This is a genomic window from Thermomonas haemolytica (assembly GCF_004346265.1).
GTDB classification, from domain to species: domain Bacteria; phylum Pseudomonadota; class Gammaproteobacteria; order Xanthomonadales; family Xanthomonadaceae; genus Thermomonas; species Thermomonas haemolytica.
The window spans coordinates 112,460-137,032 of record NZ_SMAP01000005.1 but is presented as its reverse complement, the minus strand read 5'-3'; the positions used below and the strand labels follow the sequence as shown (position 1 = coordinate 137,032).

General features: G+C 71.2%; 27 protein-coding genes and 1 tRNA gene. 12 read left to right on the top strand and 16 right to left on the bottom strand.

All coding sequences use genetic code 11. The features are described 5' to 3' along the window. Window positions 1-15: 15 nt before the first annotated feature. Window positions 16-915, top strand: coding sequence for a PhzF family phenazine biosynthesis protein (locus EDC34_RS08105; RefSeq protein WP_114959995.1), 900 nt, complete (start codon window positions 16-18; stop codon window positions 913-915). Window positions 916-988: 73 nt separating this feature from the next. Here the strand turns inward: EDC34_RS08105 and ychF are convergent, their stop codons facing one another. From ychF to EDC34_RS08065, 8 genes are all read right to left on the bottom strand, one after another. After that, the gene (gene ychF, locus EDC34_RS08100; protein ID WP_114959994.1) at window positions 989-2,080 is read right to left on the bottom strand and encodes a redox-regulated ATPase YchF; all 1,092 of its coding nucleotides are present in this window, start codon (window positions 2,078-2,080) and stop codon (window positions 989-991) included. A gap of 75 nt (window positions 2,081-2,155) precedes the next feature. Further along, entirely contained in the window at window positions 2,156-2,737 is a 582-nt protein-coding gene (pth, locus tag EDC34_RS08095) for an aminoacyl-tRNA hydrolase (protein ID WP_114959993.1), read from the bottom strand. A gap of 66 nt (window positions 2,738-2,803) precedes the next feature. Beyond that, window positions 2,804-3,460 carry a 50S ribosomal protein L25/general stress protein Ctc gene (locus EDC34_RS08090; RefSeq protein ID WP_114959992.1) on the bottom strand — a complete coding sequence of 219 codons (657 nt, stop codon included), beginning with the start codon at window positions 3,458-3,460 and terminating at the stop codon, window positions 2,804-2,806. Between the two features lie 109 nt (window positions 3,461-3,569). Continuing rightward, window positions 3,570-4,529 (bottom strand): ribose-phosphate diphosphokinase, encoded by a 960-nt coding sequence (locus EDC34_RS08085; RefSeq protein WP_114959991.1) that lies wholly within the window; start codon window positions 4,527-4,529, stop codon window positions 3,570-3,572. Window positions 4,530-4,592: 63 nt separating this feature from the next. Continuing rightward, window positions 4,593-4,668: transfer RNA gene (locus tag EDC34_RS08080), tRNA-Gln, on the bottom strand. After that, a complete protein-coding gene (ispE, locus tag EDC34_RS08075) occupies window positions 4,647-5,564 on the bottom strand; it encodes a 4-(cytidine 5'-diphospho)-2-C-methyl-D-erythritol kinase (protein ID WP_114959990.1) in 918 nt (305 codons plus the stop codon). The genes EDC34_RS08080 and ispE overlap by 22 nt, the downstream gene beginning before the upstream one ends. Further along, the gene (lolB, locus tag EDC34_RS08070) at window positions 5,557-6,210 is read right to left on the bottom strand and encodes a lipoprotein insertase outer membrane protein LolB (RefSeq protein WP_114959989.1); all 654 of its coding nucleotides are present in this window, start codon (window positions 6,208-6,210) and stop codon (window positions 5,557-5,559) included. The genes ispE and lolB overlap by 8 nt, the downstream gene beginning before the upstream one ends. Next, window positions 6,207-7,916 carry a tetratricopeptide repeat protein gene (locus EDC34_RS08065; protein WP_114959988.1) on the bottom strand — a complete coding sequence of 570 codons (1,710 nt, stop codon included), beginning with the start codon at window positions 7,914-7,916 and terminating at the stop codon, window positions 6,207-6,209. The genes lolB and EDC34_RS08065 overlap by 4 nt, the downstream gene beginning before the upstream one ends. A gap of 87 nt (window positions 7,917-8,003) precedes the next feature. On the opposite strand from EDC34_RS08065, the gene hemA reads away from it, so the two are divergent. From hemA to ppk2, 5 genes are all read left to right on the top strand, one after another. Continuing rightward, entirely contained in the window at window positions 8,004-9,269 is a 1,266-nt protein-coding gene (gene hemA / locus EDC34_RS08060) for a glutamyl-tRNA reductase (protein ID WP_114959987.1), read from the top strand. Continuing rightward, window positions 9,266-10,354: a peptide chain release factor 1 gene (gene prfA, locus EDC34_RS08055; RefSeq protein WP_114959986.1), complete on the top strand. Its 1,089-nt coding sequence runs from the start codon at window positions 9,266-9,268 to the stop codon at window positions 10,352-10,354. Before hemA ends, prfA begins: the two co-directional genes overlap by 4 nt. Window positions 10,355-10,466: 112 nt before the next feature. After that, window positions 10,467-10,925 carry a GNAT family N-acetyltransferase gene (locus EDC34_RS08050; RefSeq protein ID WP_114959985.1) on the top strand — a complete coding sequence of 153 codons (459 nt, stop codon included), beginning with the start codon at window positions 10,467-10,469 and terminating at the stop codon, window positions 10,923-10,925. A gap of 65 nt (window positions 10,926-10,990) precedes the next feature. After that, entirely contained in the window at window positions 10,991-11,365 is a 375-nt protein-coding gene (locus EDC34_RS08045) for a helix-turn-helix domain-containing protein (RefSeq protein WP_114959984.1), read from the top strand. Then, on the top strand, window positions 11,362-12,141 hold the full coding sequence (gene ppk2, locus EDC34_RS08040) for a polyphosphate kinase 2 (protein ID WP_114959983.1): 780 nt from the start codon (window positions 11,362-11,364) through the stop codon (window positions 12,139-12,141). The genes EDC34_RS08045 and ppk2 overlap by 4 nt, the downstream gene beginning before the upstream one ends. Here the strand turns inward: ppk2 and EDC34_RS08035 are convergent. Then, window positions 12,138-12,320 (bottom strand): hypothetical protein, encoded by a 183-nt coding sequence (locus tag EDC34_RS08035; protein ID WP_132982868.1) that lies wholly within the window; start codon window positions 12,318-12,320, stop codon window positions 12,138-12,140. The two genes, ppk2 and EDC34_RS08035, sit on opposite strands and share 4 nt — an antisense overlap. A 44-nt stretch (window positions 12,321-12,364) precedes the next feature. On the opposite strand from EDC34_RS08035, the gene EDC34_RS08030 reads away from it, so the two are divergent. Then, entirely contained in the window at window positions 12,365-13,636 is a 1,272-nt protein-coding gene (locus EDC34_RS08030) for an Nramp family divalent metal transporter (RefSeq protein WP_114959982.1), read from the top strand. 17 nt (window positions 13,637-13,653) lie between these two features. Here the strand turns inward: EDC34_RS08030 and EDC34_RS08025 are convergent, their stop codons facing one another. From EDC34_RS08025 to EDC34_RS08015, 3 genes are read right to left on the bottom strand one after another with little or no spacing between them, the layout of a single operon-like run. Then, the gene (locus EDC34_RS08025) at window positions 13,654-13,923 is read right to left on the bottom strand and encodes an acylphosphatase (RefSeq protein WP_114959981.1); all 270 of its coding nucleotides are present in this window, start codon (window positions 13,921-13,923) and stop codon (window positions 13,654-13,656) included. Further along, complete coding sequence (locus EDC34_RS08020) at window positions 13,923-14,492, bottom strand: TlpA family protein disulfide reductase (protein WP_114960041.1); 570 nt, start codon at window positions 14,490-14,492, stop codon at window positions 13,923-13,925. Before EDC34_RS08020 ends, EDC34_RS08025 begins: the two co-directional genes overlap by 1 nt. Before the next feature lie 5 nt (window positions 14,493-14,497). Further along, window positions 14,498-15,769: a YihY family inner membrane protein gene (locus EDC34_RS08015; protein ID WP_114959980.1), complete on the bottom strand. Its 1,272-nt coding sequence runs from the start codon at window positions 15,767-15,769 to the stop codon at window positions 14,498-14,500. A gap of 82 nt (window positions 15,770-15,851) precedes the next feature. On the opposite strand from EDC34_RS08015, the gene wrbA reads away from it, so the two are divergent. The 4 genes from wrbA to EDC34_RS07995 are packed head-to-tail and all read left to right on the top strand — an operon-like array spanning window position 15,852 to window position 18,885. Next, complete coding sequence (gene wrbA / locus EDC34_RS08010) at window positions 15,852-16,445, top strand: NAD(P)H:quinone oxidoreductase (RefSeq protein ID WP_114959979.1); 594 nt, start codon at window positions 15,852-15,854, stop codon at window positions 16,443-16,445. Then, on the top strand, window positions 16,442-16,786 hold the full coding sequence (locus EDC34_RS08005; RefSeq protein WP_114959978.1) for a DUF2069 domain-containing protein: 345 nt from the start codon (window positions 16,442-16,444) through the stop codon (window positions 16,784-16,786). Before wrbA ends, EDC34_RS08005 begins: the two co-directional genes overlap by 4 nt. Window positions 16,787-16,803: 17 nt before the next feature. Then, window positions 16,804-18,366: a tetratricopeptide repeat-containing sulfotransferase family protein gene (locus EDC34_RS08000; RefSeq protein ID WP_240311080.1), complete on the top strand. Its 1,563-nt coding sequence runs from the start codon at window positions 16,804-16,806 to the stop codon at window positions 18,364-18,366. A gap of 30 nt (window positions 18,367-18,396) precedes the next feature. Beyond that, complete coding sequence (locus EDC34_RS07995; protein WP_114960040.1) at window positions 18,397-18,885, top strand: asparaginase domain-containing protein; 489 nt, start codon at window positions 18,397-18,399, stop codon at window positions 18,883-18,885. A gap of 120 nt (window positions 18,886-19,005) precedes the next feature. Here the strand turns inward: EDC34_RS07995 and EDC34_RS07990 are convergent, their stop codons facing one another. Both EDC34_RS07990 and sufT read right to left on the bottom strand, forming a co-directional pair. Further along, on the bottom strand, window positions 19,006-21,207 hold the full coding sequence (locus tag EDC34_RS07990) for a M4 family metallopeptidase (RefSeq protein WP_114959976.1): 2,202 nt from the start codon (window positions 21,205-21,207) through the stop codon (window positions 19,006-19,008). Between the two features lie 452 nt (window positions 21,208-21,659). Continuing rightward, entirely contained in the window at window positions 21,660-22,214 is a 555-nt protein-coding gene (gene sufT, locus EDC34_RS07985; RefSeq protein WP_114959975.1) for a putative Fe-S cluster assembly protein SufT, read from the bottom strand. 121 nt (window positions 22,215-22,335) lie between these two features. Here sufT and EDC34_RS07980 point away from each other — a divergent pair, with 121 nt between their 5' ends. Beyond that, window positions 22,336-22,773, top strand: coding sequence for a hypothetical protein (locus tag EDC34_RS07980; protein WP_114959974.1), 438 nt, complete (start codon window positions 22,336-22,338; stop codon window positions 22,771-22,773). Here EDC34_RS07980 and EDC34_RS07975 read toward each other — a convergent pair. Both EDC34_RS07975 and EDC34_RS07970 read right to left on the bottom strand, forming a co-directional pair. Next, window positions 22,739-24,127, bottom strand: a complete 1,389-nt coding sequence (locus EDC34_RS07975; protein WP_114959973.1) for an NAD(P)(+) transhydrogenase (Re/Si-specific) subunit beta — start codon at window positions 24,125-24,127, stop codon at window positions 22,739-22,741. The two genes, EDC34_RS07980 and EDC34_RS07975, sit on opposite strands and share 35 nt — an antisense overlap. Then, on the bottom strand, window positions 24,124-24,420 hold the full coding sequence (locus EDC34_RS07970; RefSeq protein WP_114960039.1) for an NAD(P) transhydrogenase subunit alpha part 2: 297 nt from the start codon (window positions 24,418-24,420) through the stop codon (window positions 24,124-24,126). The genes EDC34_RS07975 and EDC34_RS07970 overlap by 4 nt, the downstream gene beginning before the upstream one ends. Window positions 24,421-24,573 lie beyond the last annotated feature (153 nt).

Here is a 24,573-nt window from a genome sequence, read left to right as displayed (position 1 = left end):
TCGCGCCCCCTCGCCATGCCCCGCCCATTCGTTCAACTCGACGTGTTCGCCTCCCGCCCCGGCGCCGGCAATCCGCTGGCGGTGGTGCTGGATGCACGCGGCCTGGACGCTGCCGCGATGCAGGCCATCGCGCGCTGGACGCGGCTGCCGGAAACCACCTTCGTGTTCCCGCCCACCGCGCCGGAGGCCACCCACGCCCTCCGCATCTTCAGCCCGCGCCGGGAGGTGCCGTTCGCCGGCCATCCCAGCGTCGGCACCGCGTATGCGCTGCTGGAGGCGGGGCTGGTGACGCCCCGCATCGACGCCGACGGCACGCCGCTGCTGGTGCAGGAAGGCATCGCCGGCCTGTTGCCGCTGCGCGTACGCGGGGCAGGCAGTACGCGTACCGTCGCGGTACGCACGCCGCGCGCGCGGGTGCAGGAGATCGCCGCGCCCGACGATGCCCGCCTCGCCGCCGCGCTGGCCGGCCTGCGCCTGGGCGCACTGCCGCCGGTGCTGATGGACGGCGGGCGCCGCTGGTGGCTGGTGGAACTGGCGGATGAAGCCCATCTGCGCAGCATCACCCCGGACTGGGAGGCAATCGCCACGCTGGCCGAGGCCACCGACAGCATGGGCCTGTTCGTGTACGCGCGCAGCCATGACCCGGTGTACTACTACGCGGTGCGCGCCTTCGTGGGCGCGCCGGCACGCTTCGAGGACGCCGCCTCCGGCGCCGCCAACGCCACCCTTGCCGCCTGGTTGGCCGAACGCGGCGCGCTGCCGCCCAGCCCCGGCGGCTTCTACCGCGTCAGCCAGGGCCGCGAAGTGGGCTTCGATGCCATCCTCGAACTGACCGTGGATGCGCAGGGCGAGGTCTGGTCCGGCGGGCGCGCGGTGCCGGTGGTACGCGGCGAGCTGGACTGGCCGCTGGGCTGAACCGCCGGCGTACGGCAGATGCGACGAAGCCGCGCAATGGCGCGGCTTCGTCGTGGTGCAACCGGCGTGGAGGTCAGACGTTGAAGCGGAAATGCAGGATGTCGCCTTCCTGCACGCGATAGTCCTTGCCCTCCAGGCGCAACCGCCCCGCTTCACGCGCACCGGCCTCACCGCGGTATTTGATGAAGTCGTCGTAGGCAATCGTCTCTGCGCGGATGAAGCCCTTCTCAAAATCGGTGTGGATCACGCCCGCGGCCTGCGGCGCGGTGGCACCGGCCTTGACCGTCCACGCGCGCACTTCCTTCACGCCGGCAGTGAAGTAGGTCTGCAACCCAAGCAACTTGTAGGCGGCGCGGATCACCCGGTTCAGGCCCGGCTCGTCCAGCCCGAGGTCGGCCAGGAAGGCATCGCGGTCGGCCTCGTCCAGCTGGCTCAGCTCTTCCTCGATCGCCGCGCACACCGGCACCACCTCGGCGCCCTCGCCGGCCGCGCGCGCGCGCACCGCGTCCAGGTGCGGGTTGTCCGTGAAGCCGTCCTCCAGCACGTTGGCCACGTACATCACCGGCTTCATGGTGAGCAGGAACAGCTCGCGCACCAGCGCGCGCTGTTCCTCGTCCAGCGCCACCGTGCGCGCGGCCTTGCCCGCGTCCAGCGCAGCGCGCAGCTTGCCCAGCACCTCGATCTTCGCCTTGGCGTCCTTGTCGCCGCCCTTGGCGACGCGCTCGTAGCGGGCGATCGCCTTGTCCACCGACTCCAGGTCGGCCAGCGCCAGCTCGGTGTCGATGGTCTCGATATCGGCGATCGGATCGACCTTGTTGGCGACGTGGATCACGTCGGGGTGCTCGAAGCAGCGCACCACGTGGCAGATCGCATCCACCTCGCGGATGTGCGCCAGGAACTTGTTGCCCAGGCCCTCGCCGCTGGCTGCGCCGGCCACCAGCCCGGCGATGTCCACGAACTCGACCGCGGTCGGCACCACCTTCTGCGGCTTGACGATCTCGCTCAGCGCGTTGAGCCGCAGGTCCGGCACCGGCACCACGCCGACGTTCGGCTCGATCGTGCAGAACGGGAAGTTGGCCGCGGCGATGCCCGCCTTGGTCAGCGCGTTGAACAGGGTGGACTTGCCGACGTTCGGCAGTCCGACGATGCCGCATTTGATGCCCATGATGGATCCGTGTTCCGGGATTCGTGATTGCCGGCTCGGGCGCGCGCGCTCAAGCCGGCAATCACCAATCGCCGCTCACGCCTTGGCTGTGTGCAGCCGCGTCATCGCCTCCATGAAGTCGCCGCGCACCGCCAGCGGCAGCACGTCGGCGGCGTCGCCGATCGCACGCAGGATCAGGGCCTCGTCGGCCGCGCCCGGGCGCCCCAGCACCCACGGCGTCACCTTGTCCTTGTGCCCGGGATGGCCGATGCCGATGCGCAGGCGGTGGAAGCGCGCATGCCCGAGCAGGCGGATGGTGTCGCGCAGCCCGTTCTGGCCGCCGTGGCCGCCGTCGAACTTCAGGCGCGCCACGCCCGGCGGCAGGTCCAGCTCGTCATGCGCCACCAGCATCTCCTCCGGCTCGATCTTCCAGTAGCGCAGCGCGGCGGTGATCGACTTGCCGCTGGCGTTCATGAAGGTCGCCGGACGCAGCAGCCACACCGGCTGGCCGGCGATGTCCACCTTCGCGGTCTCGCCGAACAGCTTGCTTTCCAGCCCGAAGCGCGCGCCGGCGGCCTGCGCCAGCGCGTCAATAAACCAGAACCCGGCGTTGTGCCGGGTTCGGAGGTACTCGGCACCGGGGTTGCCCAGCCCGACGATGAGGCGAAGACCGGCCATCGTGCATCTCCCGCCGCAACCGTCCCGGCGGCGGCCAGGCCGCGCGCCGGGACGCTGCGCTTGGGATTACTTGTCGTCCTTCTTGGCGGCCTTGGTGGCCGGCACCTCGGCCGCGGCCGGCGCAGCGGCATCGCCCTCTTCCTCTTCCTTGGCGTGCTTGGCGATGACCACGGCCACGTCATGCTCCTTGCCCAGCTTCAGCGCCGGCAGCTCGACGCCGGGCGGCAGCTTGAGGTCGGACAGGTGCACCACGGCGCCCACGGCCAGCTCGCCCAGGTCGACTTCGATCGCCTCCGGCAGGTCCTTCGGCAGGCAGCTCACTTCCACTTCGGTCAGCTCGTGGGTGATGACCACGCCGCTGGTCTTGCCGGCCGGCGACTTCTCCTGGTTCAGGAAGTGCAGCTGGACCTTGGTGCGCAGCGCCTGGCTGGCGTCCACGCGCTGGAAGTCCAGGTGCATGATCAGCTGCTTGTACGGGTGGCGCTGCATGTCGCGCAGCAGGACCTGCTCGACCTTGCCGTCGATGTCCAGGTTCAGGATCGACGAGTAGAACCACTCGTGGTGGCTGGCCAGCCAGATCTGCTCGTGCTCGATCTGGATGGCCTGCGGGGCGGACTTGCCGCCGTAGACGATGGCCGGCAGCTGGGCCGCACGACGCAGGCGGCGGCTCGCACCCTTCCCCTCGACGTTGCGGCTGGTGGCCTTGATGGTGTGTTCGGACATGGGATGACTCACTTCTCGTTGCGATGAAGCCGCCTCGCGGCGGCGAAGACACTCACCCGCGACCAGGTGAGTGGGGTGCACCGCCGGCGGGCCGGCGGCGCGGATGGGATCAATCCACGTACAGCGAGCTGACCGATTCGCCGAAGGCCATCCGGCGGATGGTCTCGGCCAGCAGTTCGGCCACGCTCAGCTGGCGGATCCTGGTGCAGGCCTTGGCGGCCGGCGACAGCGCGATGGTGTCGGTGACGACCAGCTCGTCCAGCGACGAGCGGTTGATGTTGTCCAGCGCCGCGCCCGACAGCACCGGGTGCACGCAGTAGGCCACCACCTTGCGCGCGCCGCGCTCCTTGAGCGCGTTGGCGGCGGCGCACAGGGTGCCGGCGGTGTCCACGATGTCGTCCACCAGCACGCAGGTCTTGCCCTCGACGTCGCCGATGATGTTCATCACCGTGGCCACGTTGGCCTTCGGGCGGCGCTTGTCGATGATGGCCAGCTCGGCGTCGTCCAGGCGCTTGGCGATCGCGCGCGCGCGCACCACGCCACCGACGTCGGGCGATACCACGATCACGTTGTCGGTGCCGTGCACGCGCCAGATGTCCGCCAGCAGCAGCGGCGAGGCGTACACGTTGTCCACCGGGATGTCGAAGAAGCCCTGGATCTGGTCGGCGTGCAGGTCCACCGTCAGCACCCGGTCGGCATCCACCGCGCCGAACATCTTGGCCGCCACCTTGGCGGTGATCGGCACTCGCGCCGAGCGCGGGCGGCGGTCCTGGCGGGCGTAGCCGAAGTACGGCACCACCGCGGTGACGCTGGCCGCCGATGCGCGCTTGAGCGCGTCGATCAGCACCAGCAGCTCCATGAAGTTCTCGGCGGTCGGCGCGTTGGTGGGCTGGATGACGAACACCTCCTGCCCGCGCACGCTCTCCTCGATCTCGACCTGCACCTCGCCGTCGGAGAAGCGGCTCACCAGCGCCTTGCCGGGGCGCACCCCGAGCTCGCGGCACACCGCGTTCGCCAGTGGCTTGTTGGCGTTGCCCGAGAAGACCAGCAAGTTGGGATTGTCCTGCATGGCGATGACCGCGTTGGAAGGCGATGGAAGATGGGCAGGGCGGAAACGACGACGGTGACAGGCTGGCAGGGGCGGAAGGATTCGAACCTACGTATGCCGGGATCAAAACCCGGTGCCTTAACCACTTGGCGACGCCCCTGTTGGATGACGCTCCACCGCGTCCAGCAGTGGCGACCGTTCCGCGCCGCGCGCCAGCCAGGCCGACAGGCCCGGTGGCAGCGCCGCCAGTGCCGCTTCGGCGGAACCGCGGTCCGCGAATTCCACGAAGCAGCCGCTGCCGGAGCCGGTCAACCGCGGCAGCCCGACCCGCGCCAGCGCGGCGAACACCGCTTCGACGGCGGGCTCGCGGCGGCGCAGGACCGGCTCGAACGCGTTGCCGCGCACGTTCCCGGAAAGGAAGCCCGATATTGTCGCGGGCGCGGCATCCTTCGTCAAATCAGGGGATTGGAACAGCGCCGCGGTGGAGGCATGCACGCCGGGGTCGGCCAGCAGGTACCAGGCCGGGGGCAGCGCGATCGCCACCAGTTCCTCGCCGACCCCGGTAGCCCAGGCGTTGCGCCCGCGCACAAACACCGGCACGTCCGCGCCCAGCCGCAACCCCAGCGCGGCCAGCCGGTCCTCGCCCAGGTGCAGGCCCCAGAGCCGGTCCAGCGCCACCAGCACGCTGGCAGCATCGGACGAGCCGCCGCCGAAGCCGCCGCCCATCGGAATGCGCTTTTCGATGCCGATTTCCACGCCTTGCGCGCAATTCGTCTCTTTTTTCAGCAATTCCGCGGCGCGCAGCAGGAGGTCGTCGGCCGCCGCGACGCCCGGCACGCCGCCCCCCGCGCGCAGGATGCGGCCATCCGCGCGCGGGCGCAGGAACACGGTGTCGCCCCAGTCGAGCAGGCGGAACACGGTCTGCAGCGCGTGGTAGCCGTCGGGGCGGCGGCCGGTGATGTGCAGGAACAGGTTCAGCTTGGCCGGGGCCGGCCAGGCGCTCCAGCCTTGCTCCGCGGGGAAGCCCGCGCGGGCATCCGCGCGCAGCTCAGTCATCGCGCCCTCCCCAGGCGTCCACCACCAGGCGCACGCGGTTCTCGCCGCGGCTGGCCTCGATCCGCAGCGGCAGCGCCGGGCCGTCGAAGGCGCCCGGGGCCCAGCCGGCGTACTCCACCACCCAGCCGGCCTGCTCGATCCGGCGCGGTAGCAGGTCGGGGGCGTAGGTGATCCGCGCCGGGCCGAAGGCCGCGGCCGGGGCCTGCGCGCCGCGCAGCCAGCAGCCGAGCGCAGCCAGCGGGATGTCCCAGCCGGTGGCATCGCGCAGCAGGCCGGCGGCATCCGCTGCCCGGCGCGGGCCGCCTTCCAGCCCGCGCAGGGTGGCGCCGCCGGCATCCACGTCCAGCGCCCAGCCCTGGCGGGTCACCGGGGCCGACAGCTGCAGATGCAGCTGGCCCGCGCCCTGCGACCAGTCGAGCCGGCCGCTGCCGCCCTGGCGCCCGTTGGCCAGCGCCACCCGTGCGGACAGCCGCCAGGCCGGGGCTGCGCAATCGCCATCCTCGCCCAGGCCCAGGGCCTGCAGGCGCAGGCGCTGGGCGGCCGCGCCCGCGTCCGGATCGCCCGCCGGCGCGGCCGGCGGCGGCAGCGAGGCGCAGCCGGCCAACCCCAGCAACGCGGCCAGCGCCGCGCCCGCGCGCAAGCTCACGCGCCGGTCTCCTGCAGCGCGCGCTGCAGCGAGCGGTTGCCCGGATCGAGCCTGCGCGCCTCGTCGAAATAGCGGCGCGCCTCGTCCTTGCGCCCCAGCACCCACAGCACCTGGCCGAGGTGGCTGGCGATGTCGGGGTCCTTCTGCAGGGCGTAGGCGCGGCGCAGCTGCTCCAGCGCGTCGCGCGGCTTGCCCAGCTTGAACAGCACCCAGCCGTAGCTGTCGATGATGGCGGCATTGCCGGGATCGGCCACGCGCGCGCGGTCGATCAGCTCCAGCGCCTCGCGGTAGCGGGTGGTGCGGTCGGCCAGGGTGTAGCCCAGCGCGTTCAGCGCGGCCACGTTGTCCGGCTCGATCACCAACACCCGGCGCAGGTCGGCCTCGGCGCGGTCGATCTGGTCCTGGCGCTCCCACATCAGGGCACGCGCGTACAGCAGTTCGATGTTGTCGGGGAACGCCGCCAGCCCGCGCGCGTAGGCATCGCGCTCGCCGGCGGCATCGGCGTCCTTCTGCCGAAGCTCGGCTTCCATCAGGTAGGCATCGCGGCGCGCATCGTCGTCCAGCGCGGCATCCGACTGCAGCGCATGCACCTCGTCGTAGGCCTTGGCCACCTGTCCCATCGCATGCCGCACGCCCACCGCGCGCAGCCGTGCCAGCGCCTGCGCGCGACTGCCGGGCACGCTGGCATACCACGCCAGCGCCTCGTCGTAGCGCTGCAGCAGCTCGGCGACCTGGCCCAGCAGCAGGCGGCGCATCGGGTTCGGCTGGGTGGCGCCGGCCTTGAGCTCGGCATACAGCGCGGCCAGCCCGTCCTTGTCGCCCAGCCCGTCCAGCAGGTCGGCGCGGCGCGCGTAGCTGGTGTCGTCCTGCGGCCCGGCGGCCAGCACCTGCGCGGCGCGCGCGGCATCGCCCAAGGCTTCGTATTCGCTGGCCAGGCTACCGCGCAGGGCGGTCGATCGCCGGGCCGGCGCCGGGATTGCATCGAGCACCGCGCGCGCCTGCGCCAGATCTCCGGCCTCGCGCAGCCACTGCGCGCGCAGCAGGGCCACCCGCGGCTCGCCGGGGAAGCGCTTCACCACCTGGACGACGATGCGATCGACCAGCTTCGGCTGCTCCAGCCGCTGCGCCAGCCCGCCGAAGGCCAGCCATGCCTGCAGCTGCGCGGGCAGTTCGCCGCGATCGACGATCTCGCCCACCATCGCCACCACCAGCGCCGGCTGCCGCCCGACCGCCCCGGTCAGGGCCGCCAGCGCGGCCTGCCAGCCGTCGTCCTCGGCCAGCAGCACGCGTAGCTCCCGCCGCGCCTGCGCCTTCTGCCCGGCGCGCAGGGCCAAGGTGGCCGCCATCATGTGCCGCGCCTGGCTGTCCTGCGGCTGCAGCTGGCGCCAGGTCGCCAGCGCCTCGGCGGCGAGCGCGTCGCGGTCGGCCAGCAGCGCGATGCGGGTGGCGCGCTCGGCCAGCACCGGGTCGGCGGCGGCACGCGCCGCGGCCAGGTAGTCGCGCGCGGCCTCCGGCAGCAGCCCGCCCTGCAGGGCGAACTCACCGGCCAGGCTGGCCTCCAGCGGATCCACCCGTGCCGCCTGCGTGGCCGGCTTCTCCCCGGGCTTCGACGCCGCTGGCGCGGCCAGGGCCGGGGCCGGCGCAACACAGGCCAGCGCCAGCAGCAGGACGGGCAGGCGCAGGCCAAGGCGATACGGAATGGGCATGGGCGCGGCGGCTACAATGGTCAGTCGGGCCCGCAGCTTAGCGCAGGCGCCTGAACGAATTCCGCCGCGTCCACGCCATTCCCGCCCATGCCCCTGCTCGCCCTCGGCATCAACCACCAGACCGCGCCGGTTGCCCTGCGCGAGCGGGTGGCGTTCGCCGCCGAGGCGCTGCCGCCGGCGCTGGAGGCGCTGCGCGGCGTGGACGGCGTGCGCGAAGCGGTGCTGCTGTCCACCTGCAACCGCACCGAGTTGTACGCGCATGCCGAGGGCGATGGCGAGGCGCTGGCCGACTGGCTGGCGCGGCACCCCGGCGCCGGCGAGGACCTGCACGCCTACCTGTACCGCCACCGCGACGGCGAGGCGGTGCGCCACCTGTTCCGGGTCGCCAGCGGGCTGGATTCGCTGGTGCTGGGCGAGCCGCAGATCCTCGGCCAGGTCAAGCAGGCCTGGACCGCCGCGCGCGCGGCCGGCACCCTGGGCGGGCCGCTGGACCGGATGTTCCAGCAGGCGTTCGCTACCGCCAAGCGCGCCCGCACCGACACCCGCATCGGCGCCAACCCGGTCTCGGTGGCGTCGGTGGCGGTGCGCCTGGCGGAGGAGAACTTCGCGCGCCTGGACGAATCCAGCGTGCTGCTGATCGGCGCCGGCGAGACCATCGAGCTGGCCGCGCGCCACCTCGCCGAGGCGCGCGTGCAGCGCCTGCTGGTGGCCAACCGCACCCTCGCCCACGCGCAGGCGCTGGCCAGCCGCCATGGCGGGATCGCGCTGCCGCTGGAGGAACTCGACAAGCACCTGGCCGAAGCCGACATCGTGATCGCCGCGACCGCCAGCCGCACCCCGATCCTGCACCGCGCGCAGGTCGAGCACGCGCTGCGCCTGCGCCGGCACCGGCCGATGCTGCTGATCGACCTGGCGGTGCCGCGCGACATCGATCACGACGTCTCCGGCCTGCGCGACGTGTTCCTGTACACCGTGGACGACCTGCAGCGCGCGATCGAGGACAACCGCCGCAGCCGGCGCGAGGCCGCGCAGCAGGCCGAGGCGATCATCGAACTGCAGGCCGCGCGCTTCCTCGAGGATTACCTCGCCAGCCAGCGCCAACAGCCGCTGCTGCAACTGCGCGCGCACGGCGATGCGGTCCGTGCGGAAGCACTCGCCAAGGCGCGCGCGCAGCTGGCCGCCGGGCTGCCGCCGGAGCAGGCGCTGGAACTGCTGGCGCACACCCTGACCAACCGCCTGCTGCACGCCCCCACGGTGGCGCTGCGCGAGGCCGCGCGCAGCGGCGATGCCGAGCTGGCGCGCGCCGCGGCACGGTTGTTCCCGCCGGCGGACGGCGGCGACGGGCGCGCATGACCCCTGCCCTGCGTCGCAAGCTGGAAGCGCTGCTGGAACGGCGCGAGGAAGTGGAGCGCCTGCTGGCCGATCCGACGGTGGCCGCCGATCCCGCGCGGTTCCGCGCCCTCTCGCGCGAGTTCTCCAGCCTGCAACCGCTGGCCGATGCGCTGGCGGCGGAGGCGCGCGCGCGCGCCGACCTCGAGGCCGCGCAGGCGCTGCGCGACGACCCGGAACTGCGCGCGTTGGCCGACGACGAGATCGCCGCCGCGAGTGCACGCCTTGCGCAACTGGAAGGCGAACTGCTGGCGCAGCTGGTGCCGAAGGATGCGCGCGACGACGGCGGCCTGTACCTGGAGGTGCGCGCGGGCACCGGCGGCGACGAGGCCGCGATCTTCGCCGGCGACCTGTTCCGGATGTACGCGCGCTATGCCGAACGCCAGGGCTGGCGGGTCGAGGTGGAATCGGCCAACCCCGGCGAGCACGGCGGCTACAAGGAGATCATCGCCCGCATCGAAGGCGAAGGCGCCTACGCGCGGCTGAAATACGAATCCGGCACCCACCGCGTGCAGCGGGTGCCGGCCACCGAATCGCAGGGCCGCATCCACACCTCGGCGGCGACGGTGGCGATCATCGCGCTGGAGCCCGACGCCGACACCACCATCAGCCTCAACCCGGCCGACCTGAAGGTGGACACCTTCCGCAGCTCCGGCGCCGGCGGCCAGCACGTCAACAAGACCGAGTCCGCGATCCGCATCACCCACCTGCCGACCGGCCTGGTGGTGGAATCGCAGACCGAGCGCAGCCAGCACGCCAACCGCGACAAGGCGATGAAGCGCCTGCAGGCGATGCTGGTGGAGGCCGAATTGGAGAAACGCGCCGCCGCCACCGCCGCGGACCGCAAGCTGCAGGTGGGCAGCGGCGACCGCAGCCAGCGCATCCGCACCTACAACTTCCCGCAGGGCCGGATCACCGACCACCGCGTGGAAGGCCTGACCCTGTACGACCTGCCCAACGTGCTGGACGGCGCGCTCGATCCGCTGATCGACCGCCTGCGCCAGGAGCGCCAGGCCGAGGAACTGGCGCGCCTGGCGCGCGAGGCGTGAGCCGCACCCAACGCAGGCCGGGGCCGGACCATGGCTTCCCGCGCCACCTGCGAATCACCCGCGAATCGCACCCGCGTATCGCGCACATGCATCACCGAATGAGGATGTCCCGATGACCGTTTCCATCTCGCGCGCCGGCCCCGCCGACCTCGACGCCCTGGCCGCGCTGTTCGACGCCTACCGCCAGTTCTACGGCCAGCCGGCCGACTTGGCGCGCGCGCGCGAGTGGCTGCGCAGCCGCCTGCGCCTGGGCGAATCGGTGGCGCTGCTGGCCCGCCGCGATGGCCAGCCGGCCGGCTTCGTGCAGCTCTACCCGATGTTCTCCTCGGTGCGCACCGCCCGCACCTGGATCCTCAACGACCTGTTCGTGGACCCGGCCGCGCGCCGGCAGGGGGTCGCGCGCGCCCTGCTGGAGGCCGCCGCCGGCTTCGCGCGCAGCGATGGCGCCGCCGGCATCGCGCTGGAAACCGCGCAGGACAACGCCGCCGCGCGCGCGCTTTACCGCGCTGCCGGCTGGCGCGAGGACGCCACCCAGTGGTATTCGCTGGACTTCGCCGCCGGCGTGCACTGAGCGCGCGTGCAGCCCCGGCGACGGCGGCCTACACTGCCGGCGTCGTCCATGCCGAGGGCCTGCCGGTGCCGATCGATACCACCCTGCGATTGCTCAGCAAGGCCCGCGGCCTGAGCGTGGCCGATATCGCCACCGCGATCCCGCGCGCCGGCATCGGCACCGTCAACGCCTGGCTGAAGGGTGAGAAGCTGCCCGGGCGCGACCAGGTGGATGCACTCGCGCGTGCGCTGGGCGTGCCCGCCGGGGCGCTGCTGGCGGAGCTGGCGCAAACGCTCGACCCGGCGCGCACCCGCGGCGAACATCAGCTGCTGGCCGCCTATCGCGCGCTGTCGCCGCGCCAGCAGGGCGCCTTGCTGGAAGTGGCGCGCGGGCTGGCCGCAGCGACCACGCCCATCCCCGCCAGGAAAAAACACGCACCGCGGCGCAGGACGCCGGCATGAAGCCGCTCAAGCGCAAGGACTACGAAGCGGCGCTGGAACCGATGCTGCTGGAACTGGATGCCGCCGCGCGCTGGGTCAGGCACGCCGGCCAGCGCCTGCTGGTGCTGTTCGAAGGCCGCGACACCGCGGGCAAGGGCGGCGTGATCAAGGCCATCAGCCAGCACCTGGACACCCGCCAGTTCCGGGTGGTGGCGCTGCCCAAGCCGACCGAACGCGAAAGCACCCAGTGGTACTTCCAGCGCTACGTGCCGCACCTGCCGGCCGCCGGCGAGATCGTGCTGTTCGACCGCAGCTGGTACAACCGCGCCGGGGTCGAACAGGTGATGGGCTACGCCAGCCAGGCGCAGGTCGCCGCGTTCCTGAAGCAGGTGCCGGTGTTCGAAAAACTGCTGGTGGACGACGGCATCCTGCTGTTCAAGTACTGGCTGACCTGCGACCAGGCCGAGCAGGAAGCCCGCTTCGCCGAGCGCCGCGCCGATCCGCTCAAGCGCTGGAAGCTCTCGCCGGTGGACCTGGCCGCGCGCACCCGCTACAGCGACTACACCCGCGCGCGCGAGGCCATGCTCGCCGCCACCCATACCCGCCACGCGCCGTGGACGCTGGTGGACTTCAACGACCAGCGCCGCGGCCGCCTGACCCTGATCCGTCATCTGCTGGATCACCTGCCCGCCACCGACGTGCCCGAGCTGGTGTTCGACCTGCCGCCGCTGCCTGGCAAGCCCGCGCGCGAGCGCTTCGGCAAGCTCAAGCCGCTGCCCTCCTGGACGCAGGACTAGGCACGCTGCGAAGCGCCCCACTCGCGGCGATGCCGCCATGCGTCCACGCGATGTCTGCCGCCCGTGCCGCAGGCATCGCTGCCGCCGATGGCGGTGATCGAGATTTTCGAATGGAACGCCGCGCCGTATCGACTAACGTGATCGAACGCGCCATCGCGATCATCCGCACCCATCGCCATGGCCTGCCGCAACCCCACCCGAGCCGCCCTACGCCATCGATGGCATGAACGCGATCAGCGCCAATCTCGATGCCCGCACCCGCGATGCCGCGCTAGCGGCGCTGCGCTCCGGCGGCCGCATGCGCCTGCTGCCGTTCATCGGCCCGGCGGTGGTCGCCTCGGTGGCCTACATCGACCCCGGCAACTTCGCCACCAACCTGCAAGCCGGCGCGCGCTTCGGCTACACCCTGCTGTGGGTGGTGCTATGGGCCAACCTGATGGCGATGCTGGTGCAGACCCTGTCAGCCAAGCTCGGGATCGCCACCGGCAAGAACCTGCCGGAAGTGATCCGCGACCACTGGCCGAAGCCGCTGGTGTGGTTCTACTGGGCGCAGGCCGAGCTGGTGGCGATCTTCACCGACCTGGCCGAATTCCTCGGCGCCGCGCTCGGCTTCCACCTGCTGCTGGGGCTGCCGATGGAGGCGGCGGTGCTGCTCGCGTTCGCGGCCACCATGGGCATCCTGTACCTGGAACAGCAGGGCTTTCGCGGGATCGAACTGGTGATCGCCGCGCTGGTGGGGGTGATCGCGCTCACCTTCGGGGTGCAGCTGCTGTTCGCCCATGTCGCGATCGCGCCGGCGCTGCAAGGGCTGCTGGTGCCGCGCCTGCCGGGGCCGGAGGCGACGTACCTCGCGGTCGGCATCCTCGGGGCGACGGTGATGCCGCACGTCATCTACCTGCACTCCAGCCTGACCCAGTACCGGCTGGTGGTGCCGGAGGAAGAAAAGCCCGCGCTGATGCGCCAGACCCGGCGCGAAGTCGTGCTGGCGATGGGCGTGGCCGGGCTGATCAACCTGGCGATGCTGGCGGTGGCCGCCGGCGCCTTCGCCGGCCAGCCGGGCATGGACGACCTCGGCGCGGCATGGGCACAGATGGGCCAGGCCCTCGGCCCGCTGGCGGCCGCCGCATTCGCGGTGGCGCTGCTGGCCAGCGGGCTGTCCTCCAGCGCGGTCGGCACCCTGTCCGGGCAGGTGGTGATGCAGGGCTTCGTGGGGTTTCGCATCAACTTGTGGCTGCGGCGCAGCCTGACCGCGCTGCCGGCGCTGGTGGTGGTCCTGCTCGGGCTGGACCCGACCCGGGTGCTGGTGTTCTCGCAGGTGGTGCTCTCGTTCGGCATCCCGTTCGCGCTGGTGCCGCTGATGCACTTCACCGCGCGCCGCACGCTGATGGGCAGGCTCGCCAATACCCGCGCGATCACCCTGCTGGGCTGGCTGGTGACGGTGCTGGTCTCATCGCTCAACCTGTGGCTGCTGGCCGGCCTGCTGCGTGGCGGCTGAGGCAGCGCCCACACACTTCAGCCGATGGTGAAGCCGTCGACGTCCGGCGGCGAGGCCAGATCCTCGCGCACGACCTCCGCCACCCGCGCCAGCGGCGGCCCCTGCCATAGCCAGCGCTCGAGTGCCGCGAGCGCCTGCGGCGCGCCCACCGCCAGCACCTCGACCCGGCCATCGGCGAGGTTGCGGGCATGCCCGCGCAGGCCCAGGCGCTGCGCCTGCGCGCGAGTGGCGGCGCGGTAGGACACGCCCTGCACGCGCCCGGAGACGTGGAAGCGCGCGGCCTGCATCAGCCCGCCTTCGGCCCGCCAGCGGCGGCGATGTCGTCCTCGATCATGCGCGCCGTCACCGGCCCGGTGTATTTGCGCGCGATGCGGCCATCGGGCGCGATCAGCCAGGTGGTCGGCAGCCCGCGCGGCGCACCGAAATCGCGCGGCGGCTCATACACGTCCACCTGCGCCACCGGGTACACCACCGGATGCTTGGCCAGGAACGCGCGCAGGGTATCGGCCTCGGTGTCCTCGTAGGCCAGCCCGATCACCGCCAGGTGCGGGCGCATCGCCGCCAGCGCCGACAGCTCGGGCATTTCCTTCAGGCACGGCCCGCACCAGGTGGCCCAGTAATTGACCAGCACCCACTTGCCGCGCTGCGCGGCGAGGTCGTAGGGCTTGCCATCCAGGGTGGTGACGCGCAGCTGCGGGCGCTGCGCGGGCGCGGCATCGCCGCTCGCGGCCGCCGGTGCCGAGGGCGTCGGCGCAGGTGCGGCGTCGGGTGCGGACGCCGCCGGCGGCTGCGGCGCGCGCGAACAGGCCGCCAGCAGCAGGGGCAGCAGGACCAGCGAAAGACGTTGGAGAGACATCGGCTTCATTCCTCGGGAAGATCGGCATACACGCTGGCCACCGGCTGCGCGAGCCGCTCGCCCAGCGGCTCCCGCAGTTGCGCGATCGCGCTGCGCACCGCATTGCCCAGCGCATCGTCGGGCAGTGGGATCGGCACGTCGGCCAGCGGCACCCGCAGGCGCGCGGCCTCGTACAGCTCGTCCAGGCACACTTCGTCCAAATCGCGCGCCAGCAGCCAGTCGCCACTCTCGGCGCGCTGCACCACCTGGATCGCGGCCAGCCGGCCCAGCAGGTCCTGCACCAGGCTGTCGGTCAGCGCCGGCTCCAGCGCCAGCAGGCGCGATTCCGACAGCCCCTGCCCGTGCGCACGCGCCTGCCGGAAGCGGCCGAGCATGCGCAGCAGCCCGTACAGCTCATGCCCGTGCGGCAGCCGCAACGCCTTCGGCTGGTAGCGGAACGCGGACAGCGACGAGGCGAACGAGGCGCCGCACAGGATCGCGCACCAGCTGAGGTAGATCCACAGCATCAGGATCGGCACCAGCGCCACCGCGCCATAGAGCTTCTGGTAGGAATCGAAGGTGCCCAGGTACAGCCCCAGCCCCGACTTCACCAGTTCGAACAGCAGCGTCGCCAGCAGCGCGCCCGCCAGCGCGTGCCGCCAGGCCACGTCGCGGTGCGGCACCAGCTTGAACACCGCGGCGAACGCCAGCAGTTCGATCAGCATCGGCGCAAAGCGCAGGATCAGCGCCTCCAGCCAGCGCCCGGGTAGGGTCTCGAAGATCGCCAGCGCGAAGAAACGGGTGGACAGCGCCAGGCTGGCGGCGGCCACCAGGGTGCCCAGGGTCAGCACCGTCCAGTACACCAAAAAGCGCCCCAGCCGCGGGCGCGCGCCGGAGACCCGCCAGATGCGGTTGAACACCGTCTCCACGCTGCGCAGGGTCAGCAGCAGCGAGACGATCAGCGCCAGCGCGCCGGCCACGGTCAGCGAGCGGGTGTTGGCGGAGAAATCCGCCAGGTAGCCGGACACCGCGCGCGCCGCGCTGGGCACGAAGTTCGCGAAGATGTAGTCGCTCAGGCGCTCGCTCCAGGCATCGAACACCGGCGACACCGACAGCACCCCGAACACCACCACCGACAGCGGCACCAGCGCGAACGCGGTGGTGTACGACAGCGAGCCGGCGGCCTCGAACAGGCGGTCGTCCAGGAACCGCCGCAGCACGAAGCGCGCGAAGCTGGCGGCGCGGCCGTGGTCGCGCAGGCGCTCGCTCCAGCGATGGATCGACGGTGGCCGCTGCATCGGCACAGCCTACCCGATGCCACGTGCGCGCCGCATGCCCTATCCTGCACGCGTCCCGACCACTTCGCCCGCGCGCCCTGCCATGCCCGACATCCTCGTCCTGTACTACAGCCGCGGCGGCTCGGTGGCCCGGCTGGCCCGCCAGATCGCGCGCGGCATCGGGGAAGTGGACGGCATGCAGGCGCGGCTGCGCACGCTGCCGCCGGTGGCGCCCGTCACCACCGTCGCCGCCCCGCCCGAACCCGAGGATGGCGCACCCTACGTGGAACCGCACGACCTCGCCGATTGCGCCGGCCTGCTGCTGGGCAGCCCCACCCGGTTCGGCAACATGGCCGCGCCGGTCAAGCATTTCCTCGACACCCTCGGCGCGGAATGGGCCAGCGGCACCCTGGTCGGCAAGCCGGCCGGGGTGTTCACCTCCACCGCCACGCTGCACGGCGGGCAGGAATCCACCCTGCTGACGATGCTGGTGCCGCTGCTGCACCACGGCTGCGTGATCGCCGGCATCCCCTTCACCGAACCCGCGCTGTCCACCACCCGCAGCGGCGGCACTCCGTACGGGGCCAGCCACGTGGCCGGTGGCGACGACCACCCCGAGCCGACCGAAGAAGAGGCGCTGCTGGCGCGCGCGCTCGGCCGGCGGGTGGCCGTACTGGCGCGGAAACTGCAGGCATGAGCGCGCAGCCCTACCTCGCCGGCGTGCTGCTGGCGCTGGCGCTGCTGTTCGCCGGCTGGGCGTTCGTGCACCCGCATCCGCTGGCCGGCCTGCTGGTCTTCGCGCTGCCGCCGGCCCTGCTGGCGATGGCGGCGCTGCGCGGCTGGCGGCGCGCCGGCTTCACCGCCGGGGTGCTGGCCCTGCTCTGGTTCAGCCACGGGGTGATGCTGCTGTGGGCGGAGCCGGCTGCGCGCGCCTGGGCGCTCGGCGAGACCCTGCTCGCGCTGCTGATCGTGCACGCCGCCTGCCTGCCGGGCTGGCGCGCACGCCGCCAGGCCCGCCACGCCGCCACTCGCCCATGACGGCCCCGGATCCCCGCATGGCCGGCCTGCCGCCGGCGGTGGTGGCGATGGTGCACGCCGGCGCACGCGCCCTGCGCGACGGCCAGCCGCAGCGCGCGCGGCAATTGCTGGAGCAAGCCGTCGGGCAGGCCCCCGGCCACCCCGAGCCGCTGCGCTATCTGGCCATCGTCCTGATGCAGCAGCGTCAGCTGGCCGCCGCCCGCCAGACCCTGCAGCGTGCGCTGGCGTTGGCCCCGGACGATGCCCTGCTGCACAGCGACCTGGCGACCACGCACGCCGCGATGGGCGATATGGACGCGGCGCTGGCCGGCTGGCGGCACGCGGTGGCACGCGATCCGCGCCTGATGAGCGCCTGGTTCAACCTCGGCCGCAACCTGCAACAGCAGGGCGAGACCGAGGCCGCGATCGCCGCGCTGGAGCAGGCCTGCGCCCTGGCGCCGCAGGCGCTGCCGCCGCGCGTGCTGCTGGGCGATGCGCTGGTGCACGCCGGGCGCTTCGACGAGGCCGCCGGCCACTACCGCGCCGCGCTGGCGGTGCATCCGGCCTGCGGGGATGCCTGGCGCGGGCTGTCCAACATCAAGACGGTGCCGCTGGACGCATCCGACGCCGAGGCCCTGCGCGCGCAGCTGCAACGCGCCGACGTGGCCGCCAGCGACCGCATCGCGATGGGGCACGCGCTGGGCAAGCTCGAGGAGGACCGCGGCCGCCATCCCGAGGCGCTGGCCGCGTTCTCCGCCGCCAACACCCTGCAGAAGCAGCTGACGCCGTGGAGCGCCGATGCCTTCCGCGCCTACCTGCAGCAGGCACTCGAAGCGACCGCCACCTTGCCCGCGCCGCTGGATCCACGGCTGGGCGAGGAGGTCATCTTCCTCGTCGGCCTGCCGCGCTCGGGCTCGACCCTGTTCGAGCAGATCCTGGCGGCGCACCCGGAGGTCGAGGGTGCCAGCGAGCTGCCCGATCTCGGGATCGTGATCCAGCAGGAGTCGCAGCGCCGCGGCCAGCCCTATCCGCAGTGGGTGCCGCAGGCCAGCGCCGCAGACTGGCACCGGCTGGGCCGCGAGTACCTCGCGCGTACCGCGCGCTGGCGCCAGCGGCGGCCGCGCCACACCGACAAGCAGCCGGACAACTGGAAGCACGCCGGCATCCTGCGCGCCATGCTGCCCGGCGCGACCATCATCGAGACCCGCCGCGACCCGCTGGAAACCGCGTGGTCGTGCTTCAAGCAGCAGTTCTACAGCCAGCCGCATTTCGCCAACGACATGGCCGACATCGCGCTGTACATGCAGGGCTGCGCGCACGCGATGCAGCAGTGGCGTGCGCGCGACCCGGCGCGCATCCACCTGCACGTGTACGAAGAACTGCTGGCCTCGCCCGAGGCCCGCATCAGCGCCCTGCTGGACGACTGCGGGCTGGCGTTCGACCCGGCCTGCCTGGAGTTCCACCGTGCTGAACGCAGCGTGCGCACCGCCAGTGCCGCCCAGGTGCGCCAGCCGCTGCGCGCCGACACCGCGCGCGCGCTGGCCTACGGCCTGCTGCTGGAACCCCTGCTGGCGCTGCTGCAACTGCCACTGCCGCTGTAAGCAGCCGGGTTTTCGGGGACAATGGCGGGCATGGACAACCTGCTCATCGTCACCACCGGCGGCACCATCGACAAGATCTACTTCGACGACAAGTCGGATTACCAGATCGGCGAGCCGCAGATCGGCATGATCCTGCGCGAGCTGGGGGTGAACTTCCGCTTCGCCATCATCCCGATCCTGCGCAAGGATTCGCTGCACATCAGCGACGACGACCGCGAGCTGATCCGCGCCACCATCGCCGCCCAGCCCACCCGCCACGTGCTGGTGACCCACGGCACCGACACCATGGTGCAGACCGCGCGGGTGCTGGCCGGCCTCGCCGGCAAGACCATCGTGCTGACCGGCGCGCTCAGCCCGGCCCGCTTCCGCGGCTCGGACGCGGAGTTCAACATCGGCTGCGCGATCGGCGCCGTGCAGTGCCTGCCCGAGGGCGTGTACATCGCCATGAACGGACGCATCTGGGACCCGGCCCGGGTCCGCAAGAACGTCGAAGCCAACCGCTTCGAGGAAATCGACTAAGCGCCCGCCAGGCCGCGCACCCACCGCGCGGGTCGGCGCCCTCCTGACTTCCTGCCTGCCCACAAAAAACGACCCCGGCCGAAGCCGGGGTCGGGATGATGCGCCGGAAATCCGGACGGATCAGTTGGTGCCGTAGGTCAGCGTGACCCCGGAGAACGCCGAATACGCATACACCCGGATGTAGTAGGTGGTGGCGCTGGTCGGGGTCAGGGTGCAGGTTTCGCTGTTGCCGGTCAGGTACGGGCGGCAGGTGTAGCTGCTGGTGGTCGGCGTGCTGCCGGCGCGCACGTACAGGTCGGCGTCGCCGGTGCCACCGGCGATGCTGATGGTCGCGGTCTTGCCCGCCGCCACCGCCAAGGTGTAGGTGCTGGACCAGCTGCCGGTGGCCACCGACGGCAGGTTGACCGTGGTGGTGCTGCCGCCACCACCGCCACCACCCGTGCTGTAGTCACCCACCAGGCTGACGCCGGAGAAGGACGAGTAGGCCTTCAGGCGCACGTAGTAGGTACCGGCCGACGGCGAGGCGAACGAGCAGCTCTCGGCATTGCCGGACTTGTACGGACGGCAGTCGTAGGAACTGTCGGTCGGCGTGCTGCCGAACTTCACGTACATATCGGCATCGCCGGTACCACCCGACATGTTGAAGCTCAGGTTGGTCGCGCCGGCGGGCACGCTCATGGTGTAGACGATCTCGCTACCGGTCGAGGCCGACAGGCCGGTCACGGTGACGCCCTTGGTCAGGGTGCCGCCGGTGCTGCCGCCGCCACCGCCGCCGCTCGGGCAGGTGACGCCGACGGCCGAGAATGCCGCCGTCACGTCGGACACGCTATAGCCGAGGTCCTGGGCCGCGGTCTGCACGCCGCAGGCGCCGCTGTTGAAGGTGCTGCTGGCGGTCCAGTAATTGGCATTCGCGCGCGCGAACACCTTGAACGCCTTCGGCACGCCCCAGCCCGAGGTCTTGGCCAGGGTGCAGAACGCCTTGTTGTACACGCCCGAGCTGTAGTGCACGTCGAGGCTGCTGGTGTAGTTGGCGGCGTTGTCGATCGACTTGCCGTCCTGGGTCGGGTTGCACATGTAGCGCAGCGCACCAGAGCCCTTGAAGATCTCGGCGCCGACCAGGAAGTCGTTGCTGCCCTTCCAGTAGTACTCGGTGGCCTCGCCGCCCATGTCGGAGAAGGCCTCGTTCATGCCGCCGGACTGGCCGGAGTAGGTCAGGTTCGAGTGCTGCTCGGTGAAGCCGTGCGAAACCTCGTGGCCGGCGACGTCGGAGCTGACCAGCGGGTAGAAGGTGCTGGCACCGTCGCCGAAGCTCATGGTCGAGCCGTCCCAGAACGCATTCTCATAGTTGGTCTTGTAGTGCACGCGCATCACCAGCTGGAAGTTCAGCGCGTTGTAGCCGGTGTAGGCCGGGTACATGCTGGTGATCACGCCGCCGAACTGGAAGGCATCGTTGATCGGCGAATAGCCGCCATTGATGGTCTTGTAGGTGTTGCGCGGGCAGGTGTAGGCGTAGGCGGTGGTGCCGGTGGTGCCGCCGTTGAGGTTCACCGCCTTCACGTTGGTGTTGTTCATGGTGCAGGTGCTGCCGGACTGGGCGACGTCCATGTAGCCGTAGATCCCGCCCGAACCCCACTCGTACTGGCCGGTCTTGGTGTTGCCGCCGGGGCCGGTGCCGACCAGCGCGTGCTGCAGGTTCTCCCACTGCTTGATCACCTGGCCGCTGTGCGCGTCGATCATGATGATCGGACGGGTCGGGTTGCCCGCCAGCGAATCCGCGAAGAAGGTCACCGCATAGGCCAGGTGGGCCTTGCCGGCGTCATCGATAAAGATGACCAGATCCGATTTCTCGTCGCGGGTCTGCATCGCGGACAGGGCATTGCCCAGCGCGATGCGCTTGCCCGCCGCCAGCGCGGCCGCGCGGGTCAGCTTGGGGGTGGTGCTGGGGATGTCGCTGTCCACGCCGGACACCAGGGTGCCGAACAGGGCGCGCACGTTGCCGTTGCCGTCCTCGCTGACCACCACGCCCTGGCCGAACACCGGGATGCCGCGCCACGCCTGGTCGTAGCGGAAGTTGCGCACGCCGTGGTCGGCGATCGCGTTCTTCATCAGCAGCGTGTTGTCGGCATTGAGGCCGAGGAACTGCTCGTGGCGGCGATGGGCCATGCTGGCCACGCCCTTGCCGGCGGTCAGCGCCTGGTACTGCTGGCGCAGCTGCGGCACGTTGCGCTGCAGCAGGTCGATGCGATCGGCGGCCTGCGCGCTGCCGGCGGCGAGCGCAAGCAGGATGGCGGTACCGAGAAGGTGAGTACGGGAACGATTCACTGGTATTACCCCTGGGTGAGATTGGTTGGGGGGCCGTTGCTCGGCCCGGACGAACGACACAACCCCTGCGCCCCCTGGCGTGACACCGCCATGTTTTCCCTGACGCAGGCTTGCCCGCTTCCTGAACGGAAGCCGAAGCAGCGGCCGACATTCCTGCGTCACCGTTGCACTGTCAAGAACAGTACGGAATATTCATATTCCATTTAGTAATGGAAGGACGAGACCCGCAAAATTGCTGGGCTCTGCAACCTTCGAGTCGCCCTGAGCTGGTCGACCAGCTCACCTGGCGAGGCAGATTTTCCGCACTGCAACAAGCGTATGCGCTGACACTCCGCGTCACTTTGTGACACGACGAGCCTATGTCCTTGGTCACGACACCTGAACCCGTGTCACGCCTTCGGCGTGACCAGCACCCACAGCCCGTCGCCATCGGCGGCCGCCGGGGCTGGCGTTCAGAACATCCCGGTCTCGAGCTTGGCCACGTCCGACATCATGGTCTGGTTCCACGGCGGGTCGAACACCAACTCGATGTCGGTCTCGGTGACGGTCGGGATCTGCTCCAGCTTGCTGCGCACATCGCTGACCAGGATGTCGCCCATTCCGCAACCGGGAGCGGTCAGGGTCATCCGCACCCGCACTCCGCGCCCCTCGCCACTCTCCGGTCGGTAGAGTTCGGCCAGATACACCAGCCCCAATTCGACGATGTTGACCGGGATCTCGGGATCGAAGCAGGTGCGCAGCTGCTCCCAGACCACGCGCTCGACGTCCTCGTCGGTGGCCCCTTCCGGCAGCGCCAGCGGCTCGACGGGCGGCTTGCCGATGGCATCGCCGTCCTTGCCGGCGATCCGCATCAGGTTGCCTTCCACGAAGACCGTCCAGCTGCCGCCCAGTGCCTGGGTGATGTAGCCCACGGTGCCGGCCGGCAGGGTCACCTCATCGCCCTGCGGCACCAGCACGGCGGCGCAATCACGCTCGAAACGGACGGGTTCGCTGCTGCGGGAATACATGAATGGGCGTAAGGGCGAAGGGGGACGGTGATTCGATAATCCGTACCATTCTAGTCCCAATCCCATTGCCCGTCTGCAGCCGCGATGGGATCATCGCCCGCCCTCCCCGGATCCCGTTGCCATGCCGCCCACGTCCGCGCCCCGCTGGTATGCCCTGCCCCTGCTGGCACTGGGCGCGACCGGCTTCGCCGCGGCCTGGATGCTGGTGGCGCTGGCGCTGGACCGGCAATGCGCCTGGCTGGCCCCGCTGGCCGCGCTGGACATGGTGCTGCTGCTGCGCATGGCGCGCTGGCCGGCCGGGCCGGCGCGCGCCGGCTGGGCGGTGCTGGCCACGCTGGCGGTGGTGGTGGCTGCCAATTTCCTGATCGTCGCCGGGCAGGTCGGGCAGAACTTCGGCATCCGGCCGTGGCAATCGGCTCTGCTGATCGGCCCTGGCTACGCCTGGCTGCTGGCCGGGCTGGCCATCGACCGCGCCGACCTGCTGCTGTTCGCGCTCGGGGTGCTGGTCGCGGCCTGGGCCGGCGTCAGTGGCCGCCGTCCAGCGCCTTCAGCTCGCTGACCAGCGCATTGGCCATCTCCGCGCCGTCGCCGTACAGCATGCGCGTGTTGTCGGCGTAGAACAGCGCGTTCTCGATCCCGGCAAAGCCCGTGCCCTTGCCGCGCTTGATCACGATGACGTTTCTGGCGCTGACCACGTCGAGGATCGGCATGCCGTAGATCGGGCTGGACGGGTCGGTCTTCGCCACCGGGTTCACCACGTCGTTGGCGCCGATCACCAGCGCGACGTCGGTGTTGGGGAACTCCGGGTTGATGTCGTCCATGTCCGCGATCAAGTCGTAAGGCACGCCGGCCTCGGCCAGCAGCACGTTCATGTGCCCGGGCATGCGCCCGGCCACCGGGTGGATCGCGAACTTCACCTTCACCCCGCGCGCGAGCAGGCGCTGGGTCAGCTCCCAGATCTTGTGCTGGGCCTGCGCCACCGCCATGCCGTAGCCGGGCACGATCACCACGCGCTCGGCATAGGCCATCAACGCCGCCACGTCGGCCGCCTCGATCGGTTTCATGCTGCCGGCGATGGCCTGCCCGCCGGCCGCCGCGCCGCCGAAGTTCGAGAACAGCACGCTCTTGATCGACCGGTTCATCGCCTTGGCCATCAGCCGCGTCAGCAGCATGCCGGCCGCGCCGACCATGGTGCCGGCGATGATCAGCGCCTCGTTGCCCAGCACGTAGCCTTCGAACGCCACCGCCAGGCCGGTGAAGGCGTTGTACAGCGAGATCACCACCGGCATGTCGGCGCCGCCGATCGGCAGCGTCATCAGCACGCCCAGCGCGAGCGCCAGCACGAAGAAGGCGACGATCCACGGCAGCGCCAGGGTGTGCAGCGCCATCGCCCCGCAGGCCACCGCGGCGACGGCGACCAGCGCGTTGAACCACTGCTGGCCGGGGAAGGTGTAGCGCTTGTCCATGCGCCCGTCGAGCTTGGCCCAGGCGATCACCGAGCCGGTCAGCGAGACCGCGCCGATCAGCGCGCCGACCACCGCCAGCACCGCCGCCACCCGGCCATCGTCCCTGCCGGCCGCGCTCCAGCGCACCAGCTCCATCGCGCCGATCGCGGCCGCACTGCCGCCGCCCATGCCGTTGAACAGCGCCACCATCTGCGGCATGTCGGTGATCGCCACCTTCTTGCCCCAGGCCCAGTTCAGCGCGACCCCGAGCACGATGGCCACCGCCATCAGCGCCAGGTTGTGCATCCCCGGCAGGAAGAAGGTGGCGAAGGTCGCCAGCAGCATGCCCACGCCCGCCCACTGGATGCCGCTGCGCGCGGTCTTCGGGCTGGCCATGCGCTGCAGGCCGAGCAGGAACAGGGTGGCAGCGACGAAATAGCTCAGCTTCACCAAGGCCAGCACGCTCACTTGCCGCCCTCCTGCTTGCTGGACTTGAACATCTCCAGCATGCGTTCGGTGACCACGTAGCCGCCGGCGGCGTTGCCCGCGCCCAGCAGCACCGCAACGAACCCGAGCGCTTGCTCGGCCGGGGTGTCGGCGTGCCCGAGCACCACCATCGCGCCGATCAACACGATCCCGTGGATGAAGTTGGAACCGGACATCAGCGGGGTATGCAGGATCACCGGCACCCGGCTGATGATCACGTGCCCGGCGATCGCCGCGAGCATGAAGATGTACAGCGCCACGAAACCGTCGCCCACAGCCCACCTCCCCGGTTGCCTGCCCGCATCATAAACACGCCCCGGCACGGCATGCCACGCCGGCCGGGCAACCGCATGTCAACCGCGCCCGGGCGCATGCGTTTCCCTGCCACGGCCACGCACTCCCGCCTGGCCCGCGCACCTGGGATCGCC